Annotated in this window: 12 protein-coding genes; 6 read left to right on the top strand and 6 right to left on the bottom strand. The window is 69.6% G+C overall.

The annotated features are described in order from the left end of the window. Positions 1-4 precede the first annotated feature (4 nt). Genes AC50X9_RS04315 through AC50X9_RS04325 form a run of 3 tightly spaced genes read right to left on the bottom strand, consistent with a single transcriptional unit; the run spans position 5 to position 5710 of the window. A complete protein-coding gene (locus tag AC50X9_RS04315; RefSeq protein ID WP_494890601.1) occupies positions 5-1738 on the bottom strand; it encodes a DUF5719 family protein in 1734 nt (577 codons plus the stop codon). Then, positions 1731-5138: a glycosyltransferase family 2 protein gene (locus AC50X9_RS04320; protein ID WP_494890603.1), complete on the bottom strand. Its 3408-nt coding sequence runs from the start codon at positions 5136-5138 to the stop codon at positions 1731-1733. The genes AC50X9_RS04315 and AC50X9_RS04320 overlap by 8 nt, the downstream gene beginning before the upstream one ends. A gap of 29 nt (positions 5139-5167) precedes the next feature. Then, entirely contained in the window at positions 5168-5710 is a 543-nt protein-coding gene (locus AC50X9_RS04325) for a WhiB family transcriptional regulator (RefSeq protein WP_494890605.1), read from the bottom strand. Between the two features lie 349 nt (positions 5711-6059). On the opposite strand from AC50X9_RS04325, the gene AC50X9_RS04330 reads away from it, so the two are divergent. Next, on the top strand, positions 6060-6764 hold the full coding sequence (locus AC50X9_RS04330) for a TIGR03089 family protein (protein WP_494890607.1): 705 nt from the start codon (positions 6060-6062) through the stop codon (positions 6762-6764). Between the two features lie 50 nt (positions 6765-6814). On the opposite strand, the gene AC50X9_RS04335 is transcribed toward AC50X9_RS04330, so the two are convergent. Beyond that, positions 6815-7465, bottom strand: a complete 651-nt coding sequence (locus tag AC50X9_RS04335; protein ID WP_494890609.1) for a GtrA family protein — start codon at positions 7463-7465, stop codon at positions 6815-6817. Positions 7466-7617: 152 nt separating this feature from the next. Here AC50X9_RS04335 and AC50X9_RS04340 point away from each other — a divergent pair, with 152 nt between their 5' ends. The 5 genes from AC50X9_RS04340 to AC50X9_RS04360 all read left to right on the top strand — a co-directional run bounded on the left by AC50X9_RS04340 (position 7618) and on the right by AC50X9_RS04360 (position 13452). Further along, positions 7618-8814, top strand: a complete 1197-nt coding sequence (locus AC50X9_RS04340) for a 5-(carboxyamino)imidazole ribonucleotide synthase (protein ID WP_494890611.1) — start codon at positions 7618-7620, stop codon at positions 8812-8814. Between the two features lie 92 nt (positions 8815-8906). After that, positions 8907-9431: a 5-(carboxyamino)imidazole ribonucleotide mutase gene (purE, locus tag AC50X9_RS04345; RefSeq protein ID WP_494890735.1), complete on the top strand. Its 525-nt coding sequence runs from the start codon at positions 8907-8909 to the stop codon at positions 9429-9431. A 10-nt stretch (positions 9432-9441) separates the two neighbouring features. Then, complete coding sequence (locus AC50X9_RS04350) at positions 9442-11103, top strand: LCP family protein (RefSeq protein WP_494890613.1); 1662 nt, start codon at positions 9442-9444, stop codon at positions 11101-11103. Between the two features lie 59 nt (positions 11104-11162). Continuing rightward, entirely contained in the window at positions 11163-12455 is a 1293-nt protein-coding gene (gene manA / locus AC50X9_RS04355; RefSeq protein ID WP_494890615.1) for a mannose-6-phosphate isomerase, class I, read from the top strand. A gap of 4 nt (positions 12456-12459) precedes the next feature. Continuing rightward, positions 12460-13452, top strand: a complete 993-nt coding sequence (locus AC50X9_RS04360) for a lipid II:glycine glycyltransferase FemX (RefSeq protein ID WP_494890617.1) — start codon at positions 12460-12462, stop codon at positions 13450-13452. A 303-nt stretch (positions 13453-13755) separates the two neighbouring features. On the opposite strand, the gene galE is transcribed toward AC50X9_RS04360, so the two are convergent. Further along, positions 13756-14730: a UDP-glucose 4-epimerase GalE gene (gene galE / locus AC50X9_RS04365; RefSeq protein WP_494890619.1), complete on the bottom strand. Its 975-nt coding sequence runs from the start codon at positions 14728-14730 to the stop codon at positions 13756-13758. A 113-nt stretch (positions 14731-14843) separates the two neighbouring features. Continuing rightward, a complete protein-coding gene (glpX, locus tag AC50X9_RS04370) occupies positions 14844-15866 on the bottom strand; it encodes a class II fructose-bisphosphatase (RefSeq protein ID WP_494890737.1) in 1023 nt (340 codons plus the stop codon). Between the last annotated feature and the right edge of the window lie 159 nt (positions 15867-16025).

Raw genomic sequence — 16025 nt, forward strand, 5'->3', positions numbered from 1 at the left:
TGCGTCAGTAGCCGAGCGTGACCGGGACCTGCTCCTGGCCCGCTGCCCCGGGGGCAATCGCCATGGTCGCGACGTCGGACCTGCCGTCCTGCTGCAGCAGGACCGCGCCGTACGCGGGATCCCCGGCGGCGGACACGAGGTAGCCGACGAGCGGTGAGCCCTCGACGTCGCCCGGCACCTTGATGGAGGCTGTGGTGCCGCCTGCGATGTCGGCGGCCGCGGCCGCGCGGACTTTGCCGTCGGCCGTGATCGGCGTGTAGGAAATAGTGGTCCGGCCCTCGGGTGCACCGAAAACAAGGTAGCGGTCCCCCGAGCCGGGGACCGGAACAACGTGCTGGCTGCCCAGCCTCGCCGAAGCGGCCGACCAGGCGAAGTCGGAGGCCTCGTCGGCCTTGAGCCCGCGCGTCACGCGGGCCGCGGCGGTGAGGGAAACGTCCGAACTGACGCCCACGGTGTAGAGGCCGGCCGGCACGCCGTCGAGGGGGACCTGGGTAACGGATCCTGCCTTCGCCGTGACCACACCGCCGCCGGGCAGGGCCTTCTCGCCGTCCCGTCCGTACAGCTTGATCGCGACGACGGCGTCCGCGGGCCCGGGCACGGTGATCTGCAGGGCCGGTCCGGCGTCGCCGAAGCCGGATTGCCCGGTGAGGTCAGCCAGCGGGGACGGATCCTGGGTGTCGACGCCGGTGATCACCTGGCGGAGGGCCGGAGCCGCGGCAGGGGCGATGAACTCGACTCCGCCGGGGGTCAGGCCACGCAGCACACTCTGCTGGATGACCGCGGCGACCGGCCCGCCGGCGCTGCGCACCCGGACGCTGAGCCGCTCCTGTCCGGGGGCGAGGCCAGCCAGGATGACGGAGCGGGTGCTGCCGGGCGCGACGAGGAGCCCGCGGCTGCCGGGGGCCTGGATCTGTCCCTCGGCCCCGAAGAGTTCGAGGCTGACCGTGGCCGGGCTGCTGGAGGCGTTGCTGAGGTTCAGCACGGCTGTCCGGCCGAGTGCGGTATTCGCACCGACGAGCCACAGGTCGTTGCCGGGCTGCTGGCAGGCTGCGGCGGCCGAACCACGCAGGTCCCCGTCCTCGGCCTGGTAGTGCAGAACTGCCGCTGCGGAAGCCTGGCGGTCCGCCTCCGCATCGGCGCTCAGGACCGTTACGGCGTCGACGCCCCGCTGGGAGACCACGCCTGCCTTCGGGGCGGCGTTTGCGGGTGCGGCGGCGGTGCCGGGGCTCTCGGAGGCGGGTGCGGCCGGGGCAATGTCGACCAGGGTGCCGCCGGTGAGCGCGGCCAGCCTGCTGCCGGGCAGGACCCCTGCAGAGGAGCCCAGCACGAGCGCGGTGACATCGCTCCGGGCGGAGGCGGACTCCGGGCTGAACTGCGGATCGGTGCCCACAGGGGAACCTTCGAGCAGCCGGGCCGGTCCCGGGCAGACGCCGACGCTGCTGCCCGCGGGGACAGCCGCCAGCGGGGCTGCGATGGGACGGCTGCTGCCGGGTCCCTGCGGGGTGAGGGCGGTGGCGGACACGAGTCCGCCCCCGGCCGCGACGAGGACGACGGCGGCAAGGACCCCGGCAAGCCGCCGGGCCCGCGGATGGGACGCCGGACGCGGCGGCAGTTCCGCGGCTGCGTCACCGGGCGCGGCTGCGTCGCCGGGCGCGGCGGTGCCGCCGGGCAGGGCGTCTGCGTCGTCGCCGGGCAGGGCGTCGGCGGGGTCGTTGGCGGGGGTGTCGTCCCTAGGCATGTTGATGTTCCTTACGCAGGGAGCCTTCGTCCCGGGAGAGGCCGGTGTTGGGCCGGCGGGCAGGCATGGGGATGGCAAGCAGGGCGGTCAGGCCTATGATGACGGCCTGCGCAAGGCCTGCCCAGATGGCCCAGGGCGCTTCGTACCGCAGGCTGAGCTGTCCGCCCTCCGCGGGCAGGGTGAAGGCCTGAGCCCAGCCGGAGGTGGTGGCGGTGAGGCGGCGGCCGTCGAGCCAAGCGCTCCAGCCCGGATCGGCGCGTTCGGCGAGCACAACGAGCCGTCCGTCCGGTCCGGCGGGCACCGCGGCATCGGCGGAGACCGCCTGCGACGGGACGAGTCCGACGGTGGCGCCCGCGCCGTCGACGATCCGGACGCGGTGCGCGACGTCGGCGGCCTGGATGACCGGCTGGTTCAGCGGGCTGATCCGCCAGAGCCAGCCGACGTCGGTCTTGCCGACGGCGACGAGCCCGGGGACTGCGTCCATCCGGCTCGCTGTCAGCTGCGCCGCCGTGTCGGCGGTCCGCAGGACCACGAACCCGACGCCGAGACGCTCAAGCTCGGTGCGGGGATCAACGCCCTGGCCGGCCACGATGGTGGCCACGACGCTGCGCAGGGTTGCCACGACGGCGTCATCGTTACGGACTGTCTCCTCCCCCGGCCCGCCCATGATTGGCCGGGCGGCGGCAATGGTGGACATGGCATCCAGGGTGGTCCCGGCGCCGCGCATCAGCGCGGCGTCAAAGGTTCCGTTGTCGCCGGTGGCGATGACGAGGGTGCGGGCCTGTTCCGGCCCCTCACCGCGGTCGATGGCGGTGGCCGGGAGGGTCCGGGCTTCGACCGGCTGCACAAGTTTCCGGGCACCTAAGGAACCGGTGCCAGCAGCATCGGTCGCGGAAGGTTCGGTGCCGGTCACTGCGGTACCGGCTGCTTCGGTGACAGGCGCGGCGGCCGGGGCGGCCGGCTGCAGGATGTTGTGCGCGGCCCAGACGGTCAGTCCGGCAAGCGGCCCGGAAAGCAGGAGGATCACGGCGGTGACGGCGGTGCCGCGGAGCAGGATTCTGCGGCCCATCGTTGCTGCGGATGCCCGGTCGGCGGAGTCCAGCAGGCCAGCGGCCCCGATCAGGGCCGCTGCCAGGATGGCGAAGGCCGCGGCCGACACTGCGGGTCCGGTGAAGGGAGTGACCAGGACGTTGGCACTGACCCCGGTGGCGACCCGGCTGCTGAGCCAGCCGCCCGCCAGCAGCAGCAGTGCCGCGGCCCAGAGGGCACGGGCAGTCCGTGGCGGCCGGCCGGGCAGGAACAGTGCAACTGCCGCCAGGAGCAGGACCGGCAGTCCGACCAGCAGGGCCAGCAGCAGCGCCCAGGGCACCGCCGTGTCCGCACCAAACACCGGCAGGCCGGTGAGGCCGCCGTCGGCCGCGAAGCGCAGCGGCTGTCCCAGGGCCTGCTGCCACAGCGGTGCGGCGTCAAAGCCCAGCGGCAGGCCGGGGTCTGCGAGCAGGGCGCGGGGCCGGTCAAGAGTGGAGGCCAGGAAGGGAACGAACAGCGCAAGGCTGGGCAGCAGCGCCCACCAGACGGTGCGGCCGCGGCGGCCCAGGAGTGTCCCGCACAGGGCCACGAGGACGACGGCGGGGGGCAGCAGCGAGGGCGCCGCCGCGGTCACAACGGCGAGGGCGAGGCCGGCCGCCGCGGCAGCGGTCCAGGAGGGTGTGCCGTTGACGCCGGGCTTAACCGGGGGCTCCGCGGTGAAGCGGCGTTCCCCGGGGGCAGGAATGGCGTAGCGCCCGCGTCCGGCGGCGGTTCCGGTGGCCCGCAGCAGGGCGAGCACCAGCAGCGGCATCACGACGTGGACCAGCAACGCACCGACACGGCCCTGGTTGAGCGCCACCTGCAGGGCGGGCGCACCGGCCCAGACGAACGCGGCGGTCAGGCGCAGCAGCCGGCGCTGCGTCAGCGCCCCGGCGGCGAACCACGCGCCGAGGGCGGAGAGGGGCATGGCCAGGATCAGCAGCCAGCCGAGCGCGCCGTTGGCGTTCCCGGCACCGAGCACACCGAGCACCCACAGCACGTAGCCGAAGGGGTCGCCGTGGCCGGGAAGGCCCGCCCCGAGGGTGATCCACCAGCTCGAGGCATGGTTCCAGATCTCCCCCAGCCCCAGTGAGGCCGGAATCGTTGCGCCGCCGGAGACAGCTTCGGCGCCCACCAGGTTCAGCAGCCCGATCAGGGAGGCCACCGCGGTAAGCAGAATGGCGAGGAGCGCGCCGTTGCCTACCCAGCCCCGCTCGGAGGTGGTGAGGGCGGCGAAATCGTCGGCCGAGTCGCCGGTGGGCTGGTCGGCCAGAGCGTCGTTGCCGGGCAGGCTGTCCCCGGAGTCGTCCGCCCCGAGGGCTTCCATCAGGGACCGGCGGTGGGCCCAGACCTCCCGCCGCGGGGTCTGCAGCCCCTTGATGACGGACCGCCGGATGCGGCGCGTCCGGGCGGCGCTCCGCCGCCCCCGGGCCACGGCCACGGGACGCCCAAGCGCGCCAAAGGTTGCCAGCAGCTGCGAGAAGCCGTGCCCCGGATCTTTCACGGCAATGCTCAGGACCAGCTTGAAGATGCTGCCCAGCAGGGCGCCGGCCGCGTGCAGCGGGACGCTCCAGGCGGGGGCGTGCTTGAGCCGCAGGTGCACCTGGGCCCTCCGGGCCGCTGTTGCGTTGCCCAGCGCGTGCGGACGGTGCGGGACGTGGAACATCCGGGCTCCGGGGACCACCACGACACGGTGGCCGGCCAGCCGGTTCCGCCAGCAGAAGTCAACGTCGTCGCCGCTGCCCGGCAGGGCCGGGTCGAAACCGCGGAGCTCCTCCCAGACGTCACGACGGACAAGCATGCCGGCAGAGTTGACGGCGAAGATGTCGCTCCGTCCGTCGTATTGTCCCTGGTCGAGTTCGTCGGCCTCGATGAGGGTCAGCCGCTCGGCCCAGCGGCTCGTGGAGAGCCCGACGTCGATCAGCCGGCGCCCGGAATGCCAGTCCAGCTGCTTGCAGCCGGCCACGGTGACCGACGGCGCGCGTTCCACGGCCTGAAGCAGCTCGGCGAGTGCTTCGGGGGCGGGCGCGGCGTCGTCGTGCAGCAGCCAGATCCATTCCCGGGCGGGTCCGGCAGCAGCGCCGCTGCCCGGGATGCCGCCGTCGCCCCAGGGGGCGAGGGCATTGAGGCCGGCCTGCACAGCGCCGCCCATCCCGCTGCGGGTCTGGTCGAAGACGGTGACGTTGGCTGTGCCGAAGGCCTGTTCGAGCAGCGACGCGGAATTGTCACGGGAACCCGTGTCAACCCCGATGCAGGTGTCCGGTTGCCGGTGCTGAGCCGCCAGTGCAGCGAGGGTCCTGGGGAGAAAATCACCGCCGTCGTGGGAAACCACGACGGCGGTGACTCGTACTTCCTGAAGAATTAGATCGCTCGCTTCCTAAGCCGGCGCCGCTCGCGCTCGGAGAGGCCACCCCAGATTCCGAAACGCTCGTCATTCGACAGGGCGTATTCGAGGCACTGCGACCGCACGTTGCACGCCCCGCAGACCTTCTTGGCGTCGCGGGTGGAGCCACCCTTCTCGGGGAAGAATGCCTCCGGGTCAGTCTGTGCACACAGGGCGTCCGTCTGCCAGCCCAGCTCGCCTTCATCGTCGAAGTCCTGCTGGAAGGGCAGCCCGATCCATACCGGCTGCGTGGTGGTACCCGAATGGAGCGTCTGCAGCTCCATCGGCGGGTCGTGAAGATCGTTTTCCTGGTCCGGACCGGACAGAAGTTCGTCGTGGGCCGCGAGGAAAGCGGTCGCCTGGTCCTGCAGTGAGTCCTTGGTGTGTTCGTTGAAGCGTTCTGCTGCGTCCGGGTCGGCCGGATCTACATACCAGTCGCTCGGCACCCCGCGTGAACGGTATTTGGCCGTGGCCTGTCCAGCAACGACGGCCTCTTCATGGATACGCTCTGCTAGCCCCATTGGCGTTTCCTCTCTGATTTTGCAGCCTTTGACTGACCCTTGGACACTCGGTTGTGTGCCGGTTTCTGCGCATTGGCTTTCGATACCTAATTACACGTGTGTAAGTATCCGGGAGTCAAGCCACGGCGGGATAATAATCAACTTAAGTGCCGAATCCGGGGCACGCCACGCCCGGGATTTTTCGTCCCGGACCCGGAGAACCCGCGGAATAATCAGGGTACTGAGCACTTCGGAGAAGTTTTTGTTGAATCCACGGGGAAGTTCCCAACCCGGCCGACGATCCGCGCCGGCCGCTCCGGGCGGGCCTATGACGGAGATCACACCGGCTGCCCCGTGACAAGATGAACCCATGAGCATCCCGGCAATCGAACTGATGACAGCCCTGCGGTCCGGACAGTCCACTTCCCCCCGGCTCACCTGGTACGGACCCGATTCCGAGCGGGTGGAGCTCTCCGGACGGGTGCTGGACAACTGGGTGGCCAAGACCAGCAACCTGCTGCAGGACGAGCTCGACGCCGAACCCGGAACCCGGTTGCGGCTGGACCTGCCGGCCCACTGGAAGTCGCTGATCCTGGCCCTCGCCGCCTGGCAGCTCGGCATGGAGGTCGTCTTCGACGACACCGAAGCGGAGCTGCTGGCCACCGGCGATCCCGGCCGGGGTGCCGCGCAAGGGGCGTTCGACGCTGTCCTGGCCGTGGCGCTGCCGGCCCTGGCCATGCGCTGGCCGGGTGAGCTGCCCACCGGGGTCGTGGATTATGCCGCGGAAGTGCGCTCCCACGGTGACGTTTTTATGCCGCATGTGGATCCGGAACCGTCACGGAGGGCGCTGCTGGACGCCGCGGGGACCGCGCACACCCATGGCGATCTGCTAAACGGCTTCGCCGCGGCGCCCGGCGACGGCGTGCGGCTGCTGGTTCCGGCCGGCGACGGACTCGAGCCCGCCCTCGCCCAGGCACTGGGCGCCTGGACGGGCGGCGGATCCGTTGTGCTGGTGCACGCCGCCGTCTCGGTGACACAGAAGCTGCTCGCGGACGAGCGCATCAACGGCAGCTGAGCGCTGCCCCGGGGACGTGGCCCGGAGTTGGCGGAACGTTGGCGGAACCGCTAAGCGGACGGACCCGGCCGGTCCGGATCCGGGACGGAGCGGCTCTCAACAGCGCGGCTCTCGACCGAGCGACTTTCTTCAGTGCGGGTCTCAACGGAGCGGCTCTCAACAGTGTGGGTCCCGGCGGGGCTCCCGACAACGGGGCCGGGGTGGGTGTGCGGATGCCGCTCGATGATCTCGTGGTCATGGGAGAACTCGGGCTCTTCATCGAGTTCCTTGTTGAAGACAAGGAACCGGTAGGCGAAGAAGCGCACGACCGTGGCCACAAGGATGCCCACCACACCGGCGGCGAACAGCATGTTCTTGTCCGTGACGCCGAGGCTGTACTTGGCCAGAGCGGTGAAACCGGTGGAGATTCCGATGCCGATGCCGTTGATCAGGATGAACATCGCGAATTCCCGGAGCACATTGTCCTGGCGTCGGTGCCGGAAGGTCCAGAAGCGGTTCGCGATCCAGGAGAAGACCGTGGCGATGCTGGCCCCCACGAACCGTGCCTTGGCTTCGCTGTCGGTCATCGGGCCGTGCATCAGGTAATACGTGAATCCGTTGTCAATGATGAACGCAACACCGCCCACCGCCCCGAACTTGGCCACTTCGCGCCAGAAGAGCGAAGCGAGCCCGCGCAAGCGCTCGGTAAGTGTAGTAATCATGACCCTCCGTGGCCTTCTTGATTTTTCGGCCATTGGGCCAACGTCCAATTTTAGCGCCGATTCCCGGGAACCAGCACGCGCCGACCCCTTCGGACCCGCACCGGGACGTCCAAAAGCCGGGATACTGCGAGGTTTTCGGTAGGCTGGTCCTTGTGACTTTTCCTGTGATCGGTGTGGTTGGCGGCGGCCAGCTCGCCCGAATGATGGCCCCTGCGGCCACTGCCCTGGGCTTCGAGCTCCGCGTCCTTGCCGAAGGTGAGGACGTTTCAGCCGTCGCGGCCGTGGCCAATGCCCCGGTCGGTGATTACACCGATCTGGATCATCTGCTTGAGTTTTCCCGCGGCCTGGATGTCCTGACGTTCGACCATGAGCACGTCCCGACCGAGCATCTCCGCGCCCTGCAGCGGGCCGGCGTCAACGTCCACCCCGGACCGGACGCGCTGGTCAACGCCCAGGACAAGCTGGTGATGCGGGCGGCCATCGATCGGCTCGAACTGCCCAATCCGCGCTGGGCCGCCGTCGACGACGTCGCCGGGCTGGTCGCGTTCGGCGAGGACATCGGCTGGCCGGTCGTGCTGAAGACACCGCGCGGCGGCTACGACGGCAAGGGCGTGCGGATCGTGGACTCCGCGGCGGACGCGGCGGACACCGCGGGCTGGTTCGAGGCGATGTCGCCGCTGCTGGCGGAGGCCAAAGTGGAATTCAGCCGCGAACTCTCCGCCCTGGTGGCGCGGACCCCGGACGGCGAGGCGCGGGCCTGGCCCGTGGTCCACACCATCCAGGTCAATGGCGTCTGCGACGAAGTCATCGCCCCGGCCCTGGACATCCCGCTGGAAGTTGCGGCAGCGGCCGAGAACGCCGCCCTCCGGATCGCCGGCGAACTCGGCGTCACCGGTGTCATGGCGGTGGAATTGTTCGAAACCCCGGGGGTGGGCACCGGCTTCCTGATCAACGAACTCGCCATGCGTCCGCACAATACCGGCCACTGGACCCAGGACGGCTCGGTGACGAGCCAGTTCGAGCAGCACCTCCGGGCTATCCTCAACCTGCCCCTCGGGGCGACGGACCTGCTGGGCCCCGTCGTGGTGATGAAGAACTTCCTGGGCGGCGAGAACCAGAACCTGTTCTCCGCCTATCCCGCAGCCCTGGCCAGCGAACCCGCGGCGAAGGTCCACTGTTACGGCAAGGCCGTCCGGCCGGGCCGGAAGATCGGACACGTCAACCTCGTTGGCGGTTCCGTGACCGACGTCGGCTCCGTCCGGGAACGCGCCACCACCGTCGCCAACATCATCCGGAACGGACGGACACCGTCCGGCACCGGAGCGGCAGCCCTCGAGGAGACCTCATGAACGCGAGCAGCAGCCGCAGCAGCACAAAACAGGCCACGGACATCGGGGCCACGGCAGCGCAGGACGCCGACGCCCCGATCGTCGGACTCGTGATGGGCTCGGACTCCGACTGGCCCGTGATGGAGGCCGCCGCCGAGGCCCTGGCCGAATTCGGGATCCCGTTCGAGGCCGACGTCGTCTCCGCACACCGGATGCCGCTTGAAATGATCAGCTACGGCCAAACGGCCCACGGCCGCGGGCTGCGTGTCATCATCGCCGGCGCCGGCGGCGCAGCGCACCTGCCGGGCATGCTCGCCTCCGTCACCCCGCTGCCCGTCATCGGCGTGCCGGTGCCGCTGAAGACCCTCGACGGCATGGACTCCCTGCTGTCCATCGTCCAGATGCCTGCCGGGGTTCCGGTCGCGACCGTTTCCATCGGCGGGGCCCGGAACGCCGGACTGCTGGCGGTCCGGATGCTGGCCTCGGGCACCGATCCGCTGGCTGCCCGGCTCCGCGCCGACCTGCTCGATTTCGCCCAGGAACTCAATGACGTCGCCACCCGGAAGGGTGTGAGCCTGCGGCACAAGGTGAGCGAAGTGTTCGCCGACGCAAACGTCGTCACCCGGGGCAGCCGTTAAGGATCGCCAGATGACCAACAGTTACGCCCCCTCCCGCGAGCACGGGCCCCGGAACCCAACGGCCGCGCCGTCCCTCACGGATCCCGTGCGTTATCCCTCGGGAGCAGCCGCCCCGGTCCTGACCAAGCGTGCCTTCCTGCTTATCCTGCTGACCCTGCTCGTGCCCGGCAGCGCCCAGATTGTCGCCGGAAACCGGCGGCTCGGACGAATGGCGCTGCGCGTCACCCTGACGGTCTGGCTGCTGGCGGTCCTGGCCGTGGTGCTCCTGGTGGCATCCCGGTCGACGCTGATCAACCTGCTCACCGGCCCGCTCACCTCGCTCCTGCTGATCATCGTCCTGGCCGCGCTGGCCATCGGCTGGGCGGCCCTGTTCATCAACACCCTGCGGCTGATCCGACCGGTACTGCTGGCCCCCAAGGTGCGCCCCGCCGTCGTCGGCGCACTGGTGCTGGCGATGGTGCTCAGCAGCGGGTCGCTCGGGTACGCCGCGTACCTGCTTAACGTCAGCCGCGACGCCATCAGCAACATCTTCTCCAGCGGACCGTCGATGGAACCCTCGGAGGGCCGGTACAACTTCCTGATGATGGGCGGCGACGCGGGAGCGGACCGCACCGGCCGCCGCCCGGACAGCCTCTCGGTGATCAGCGTGGATGCCAAGACCGGCAAGACCGCCATCATTTCGGTGCCGCGCAACCTGCAGAACGCGCAGTTCAGCGAGGACTCCCCGATGCGCACCATCTACCCTGACGGCTACGACTGCGGCAACGAATGCCTCATCAACGCCATCAACACCGAGGTCACGAACGAACACCAGGACCTGTACCCCGGGGTCGCGGACCCAGGGGCGCAGGCCACCCTGGAGGCGGTGTCCGGAACGCTGGGCATCAAGGTCCAGGCCTACGTGCTGGTGGACATGGACGGCTTCGCCAAGCTCATCGATGCCATGGGCGGTATCAAGATCAAGGCCGGCGGCTGGGTACCGATCAGCGGCGAGACCGTTGACGAGGCCAACGGCATCCACGGTATGCCGCTGGGCTGGATCCCGGCGGGCGACAATACGCTCGACGGCTACCACGCCCTCTGGTACGGCCGCTCGCGCGAATTCGTGGACGACTACGCCCGCATCGCCCGCCAGCAGTGCGTCCAGCAGGCGATGCTCAAGCAACTGGACCCGGCCACCCTGCTTTCCAAGTTCGAGGACATCGTCAAGGCCGGCACCAAGGTGGTTGACTCCAACATCTCCGCCGGCCAGCTCGGCAGCTTTGTGGACCTCGCGATGAAGGCGAAGGGCCAGGACATGAGCCGGCTGACCATCGGTCCGCCCGACTTCGACGTATCCTTCTCGACGGTCCCGGACTTCGACGAGATCCACCGGAAGGTCGACGCCCTGCTCGCGCCGGCCGCCGCGGCGGGCGCCTCCAACGGCGCCGGGCTCGACGACGGCATCCGGCAACAGGACGCGGCGCCCGGACCGCTCTCGGCGGCCGGCGCGGCGCCGCGGATCGAGCCCGGCACCCAGCCCGTCCCGTCGCCGTCGGACTTCACCCCGGTGACCACGACGCCGGACGGCGAGCCGATCACCGAGGAGATGCTGAACCAGTTCAAGCTCGACGGCGATGAACAGTCGATCCGCGATCTGGTTGCCACCAACGGCCAGTGCATGCCGCTCTAGCCCCAGCACCCACTCTTTCCGCCCCAGAATTCCTGAACAGATAAGGGACACCCCCGGCCGTGTACGAACTTGAGAATGTCCTCCGGCCCTATGCCTGGGGCTCCACGACTGCCATTGCCGGGCTCCTCGGCAGGGAGGCTTCCGGCGGCCCCGAGGCGGAGCTGTGGGTCGGCGCGCACCCGGACTCACCGTCGGTGGCGCTCAGCCCGGGCGGTACCGGATCGCCCGGTGCGCACGCTGCGGTCGCGGACGACGGCGGACGCCGGGCCCTGGACGCGCTGATCGCGGACGACCCGGAGCACCATCTGGGCAGCGACAGCGTGGCCGAATTCGGTCCCCGGCTGCCGTTCCTGCTCAAGGTGCTGGCCGCCGAGAGCCCCCTCTCCCTGCAGGTGCATCCGACGCTCGAGCAGGCCCGGGCGGGGTTCGCCCGCGAGGAGGCCGCCGGAGTCGACCGCGCCGCCGCGGGGCGGAACTACAAGGACGACAACCACAAGCCGGAGATGATCCTCGCGCTGACCCCGTTCGAGGCGCTCTGCGGCTTCCGGCCAGCGGCGGACGCGCGCGCGGTCTTCCAGCTGCTGGCCGCGGACTTTGAGCTCGCCGGCCTGGAGCTTCCGCCACTGGTTCCGCTGCTGCTGCAGGATCTGGCCCAGCCCGGGGAGCAGGTGGCCCTGCGCTCAGCCTTCGAGCGGCTGATCGCCGGCGGCGACGGCGTGACGGAGGCGACGGCCGCGATTGTGGCCGCACTGGTTTCCGGTGCCCCGATGGCGCCGTACCAGGCCGAGCTCTCCACCGTCGTCAACCTGAATGCACGCTACCCGGGCGATCCGGGCGTGCTGATTTCACTGCTGCTCAACCGCGTCTCGCTGGCGCCCGGCGAGGCCGTCTACCTGCCGGCCGGAAATGTCCACGCCTACCTGCACGGCCTCGGCATCGAGGTGATGGCCTCCTCGGACAATGTGCTGCGCGGCGGCCTGACCCCGAAATTCGTGGACGTGCCCGAGCTGCTCCGCACCATCGTCTTCGAGCCCGCCGGTGTGCCGATGCTCCCGGCCGTGACCACGATGCTGGGTCAGGAAGTCTTCCGGCCCCCGTTCCGCGAGTTCCAGCTGCAGCGCGTCGAGCTGGCGCCCGGCGCGGAGCCCGTTCCGCTGGCACAGGCCGGAGCCGCGGTAATCATCGTCGTGTCAGGATCCCTGATCCTCGACTCCCCCAAGGGCGAGCTGCGCCTGGGCCGCGGCGCGAGTGCCTTCCTGCCCGCCGCCGAGGCGCCGGTGAACGCCCACGCGCCGTCCGGTGCCACCGGGACGGCCCTGGCCTTCGCCGTCACCACCGGACTGGAAGCCTGAGACCGTGGACCACTTCCTGCAGAGCCCCCCGTGGGCGGAATTCCAGCGCGGACTGGGCCGGACTGTGCATGAACGCTCCGGGCCCGGCTGGAGCTTTCTGGCCATCGAGGAAAGCAACCCGGCCGGGAAGCTCCTCTACGCACCCTACGGCCCGGTAGCCGATTCGCTCGCCGCGTTCGACGCAGCCCTGGCGGCCCTGACCGAGCTGGCGCGCAGCTGCGGGGCCGTGTTTGTCCGGATTGAACCCGTCGACCCCGGCTTCACCGCCGCGGACGCCGATGCTGTGCTGCGCCCGCGCGGGCTGCACCCGGCCCCGGCCAACCAGCAGCCCGAACTGAGCTGGATCGTGGATCTGGACCGGGACTTCAAGGATGTCCTCGCGGATATGAAGCCGGTGAACCGCAACCTGTACCGGAACATCCACAAGAAGGGTGTGACGTTCCGGGCCAGCCAGGACCCGGCCGAGATCCCGGTGCTGCTGACGTTCCTGCATCTGACGGCGGCGCGCAACGGGTTCAAGCCGCAGAGCGACGAATACCTGACGCAGGTCGCCCGCTCGCTGATGCCCGCCGGCGCCGCGACGCTCTTCATCGCCGAGCTCGAGGGCGAGCCGATTGCCGCCGCCCTGGCCTACGACTCCGCGGACACCCGCACCTACGCCCACGCCGCCCTGGACGACGCGCACCGCAAGCTCAGCGCCGGAATTCCCCTGCTGGTCACGTTGATGGCCGATGCCAAGGACAAAGGCCTGGAGCACGTGGACCTGTGGGGGGTGGCACCGGCGGACCAGCCCGATCATAAGTGGGCAGGGTTCACGGCCTTCAAAAAGTCCTTCGGCGGGCGCGAGGTCACCTACCCCGGAACCTGGGACCTGCCGGTGCGGGCGGTGCGCTACAACGCCTACCAGCTGGCCCGGAAGGCCGCCCAGGCCGCCCGCGCCGCCGTCGTGATGGCCCGGAAACTGCCCGCCCGGCTGCGGAGCACCCTCCGCCGCTAGTTCCACCCCGCCCGCCCGCAGACCCGTCGAACCCCACGGGACATGCCCCACCCCGGCCCTGGCGCGTGGAAATAGGCCCACTATGTCCATCCCTGGGCGCGAGCACCGGACATGTCCCCCGGTGGTGGGACATTCCTCGGGCCCGCCTCCACGGGACATGCCCCACCCCGGCCCTGGCGCGTGGACATAGCCCCCCTATGCCCATTCCTGGGCCTGACCACGGGACATGTCCCCCGGTGGCTGCACAGCTCCAGGGGCCTGAGCACTGGGCATGTCCCCCCGGGGGTGGCGCAGCGGAGCCGGCTAAATCGTGCCGGCGGCTGCGCGTTTCTGTGCTTCGTAGGCGCTGGCGACCATGTCCTCCACGGAGTGCCGCATCTTCCAGTCCAGATCGCGCGCGGCGAGGGCGCCGTCGGCCACGATCCGGTCCGGGTCGCCGGCCCGGCGGGGGCCGATCTCCGGCTCGAAGTCGATGCCGGTAACCTTGGCCATCGCCGTCATGATCTGCCGGACGGAGAGCCCGTCGCCTGACCCGAGGTTGTAGACCCGTTCCAGCGGCGTCCCGGCGGCCAGGGCACGCGCCGCCGCCACATGGGACGTGGCAAGGTCGGCCACGTGCACGTAGTCGCGCACGCAGGTGCCGTCGGCGGTGTTGTAGTCGATCCCGTTGATGCGCGGGGTCTTGCCTGCTGTCAGCGCACGGAGCACGATCGGGAAGAGGTTGTGCGGGCTCGTGTCGTACAGCTCGGGTGCGCCGGAGCCGACGACGTTGAAGTAGCGCAGCGAGGTGTGTTTCAGTCCCCTGGCCCGGCCCTGGTCCCGGATCAGCCATTCGCCAATCAGTTTGCTCTCCCCGTAGGGGGATTCCGGCTGCGTCGGGGTGTCTTCGGTGACGATGTCCCCGGTGGGCGTGCCGTAGGTGGCCGCGGAGGAGGAGAAGACCAGCTTGTCCACCTCGGCGAGTTCCATTGCCTTGAGCAGTTCCGCCGTGCCGGTGACGTTCTGCTCGTAGGTGAGCAGCGGTTCCTGCACGGACACCCCGGCGTATTTGAAGCCGGCGAGGTGGATCACTCCGGTGACGGCGTGGTCCAGCATGGTGCGCGCCACGAGCTCGGAGTCGAGGATCGTGCCGTGCACGAACGGCACCTCCTCCGGGACGAATTCGCGGTGCCCGCTCGAGAGCGAGTCGACCACCACCGCCTGCATCCCGGCTCCGCGCAAAGCGGAAACCACGTGAGAACCGATATATCCTGCGCCACCTGTTACGAGCCATGTCATGGGTTCCACCCTACCCAATGCCGGCAGCCCGCGGCCTCCCGGCCCGCCCGGAAACGGCGGATCCCGGGGCGCGAAACGCGCCCCGGGATCCGGGTGTTCTGTTGCGGCAGGTGCTAGCTCTTGCGGGCGTAGCCCTCCCACTTGCTGGCCTGGTGCTCGCCATCAACGAACCGGATGGTTCCGGACTTCGAGCGCATCACGATGGACTGGGTGAGGACCTTGTCCTTGGAGTAACGCACGCCCTTGAGCAGGTCGCCGTCGGTGATGCCGGTGGCTGCGAAGTAGCAGTTGTCGCTGGAGACGAGGTCGTTGGTGGACAGCACCCGGTCCAGGTCGTGGCCGGCGTCGATCGCCTTCTGCTTCTCCTCGTCGCTGGTCGGCCACAGCCGGCCCTGGATCACACCACCGAGGGACTTGATGGCGCAGGCCGAGACGATGCCTTCCGGGGTTCCGCCGATGCCCATCAGGGCGTCAACTCCGGTGCCCGCGCGAGCGGCAGCGATGGCGCCGGCGACGTCGCCGTCCATGATGAATTTGGTGCGGGCACCGGCTTCGCGGATTTCCTCCACGAGCCCACGGTGGCGGTCCCGGTCCAGGATCATGACGTTGAGCTGGTTGACCTTGACGCCCTTGGCCTTGGCGATCAGGTGCAGGTTCTGCTTGACCGGCAGGCGCAGGTCGACCATGTCGGCAGCTTCCGGGCCGGTGACGAGCTTCTCCATGTAGAACACCGCGGAGGGGTCGAACATGGAACCGCGCTCGGCGACAGCGAGGACGGCGAGGGCGTTGTTGATACCGAGGGCAGCCAGGCGCGTTCCATCGATCGGGTCGACGGCGACGTCGCATTCGGCGCCGGTGCCGTCGCCGACGTTCTCGCCGTTGAAGAGCATCGGCGCTTCGTCTTTTTCACCTTCACCGATGACAACAACACCGTTGAAGTGGACGGTCTGAAGGAAAGAGCGCATGGCGTCGACGGCGGCGCCGTCGGCCTTGTTCTTATCCCCGAAACCGACCCAGTGGCCGCCGGCGATGGCGGCGGCTTCGGTGACGCGGACCAGTTCCAGAGCAAGGTTGCGGTCCGGCTCGTCGATGCCGACGGCAAGGGACGGGGAAAGCGTGGAGTACTTCTGGGTCATTGGCGCTGATGTCACGTGAACCTCTTCTTCGAGTGGCGATCATTGAAGCCGAACGGACAGGTCGATCCGTCGCGGCGATTCGTCTGGTTGTGATCTCGTCTACACCTGATCATAGTCGCGGTGGAAAGATGCGCCTGAAAATGACCAGTCCGTGAAACG

It is taken from the genome of Pseudarthrobacter sp. HLT1-3 (assembly GCF_059383535.1).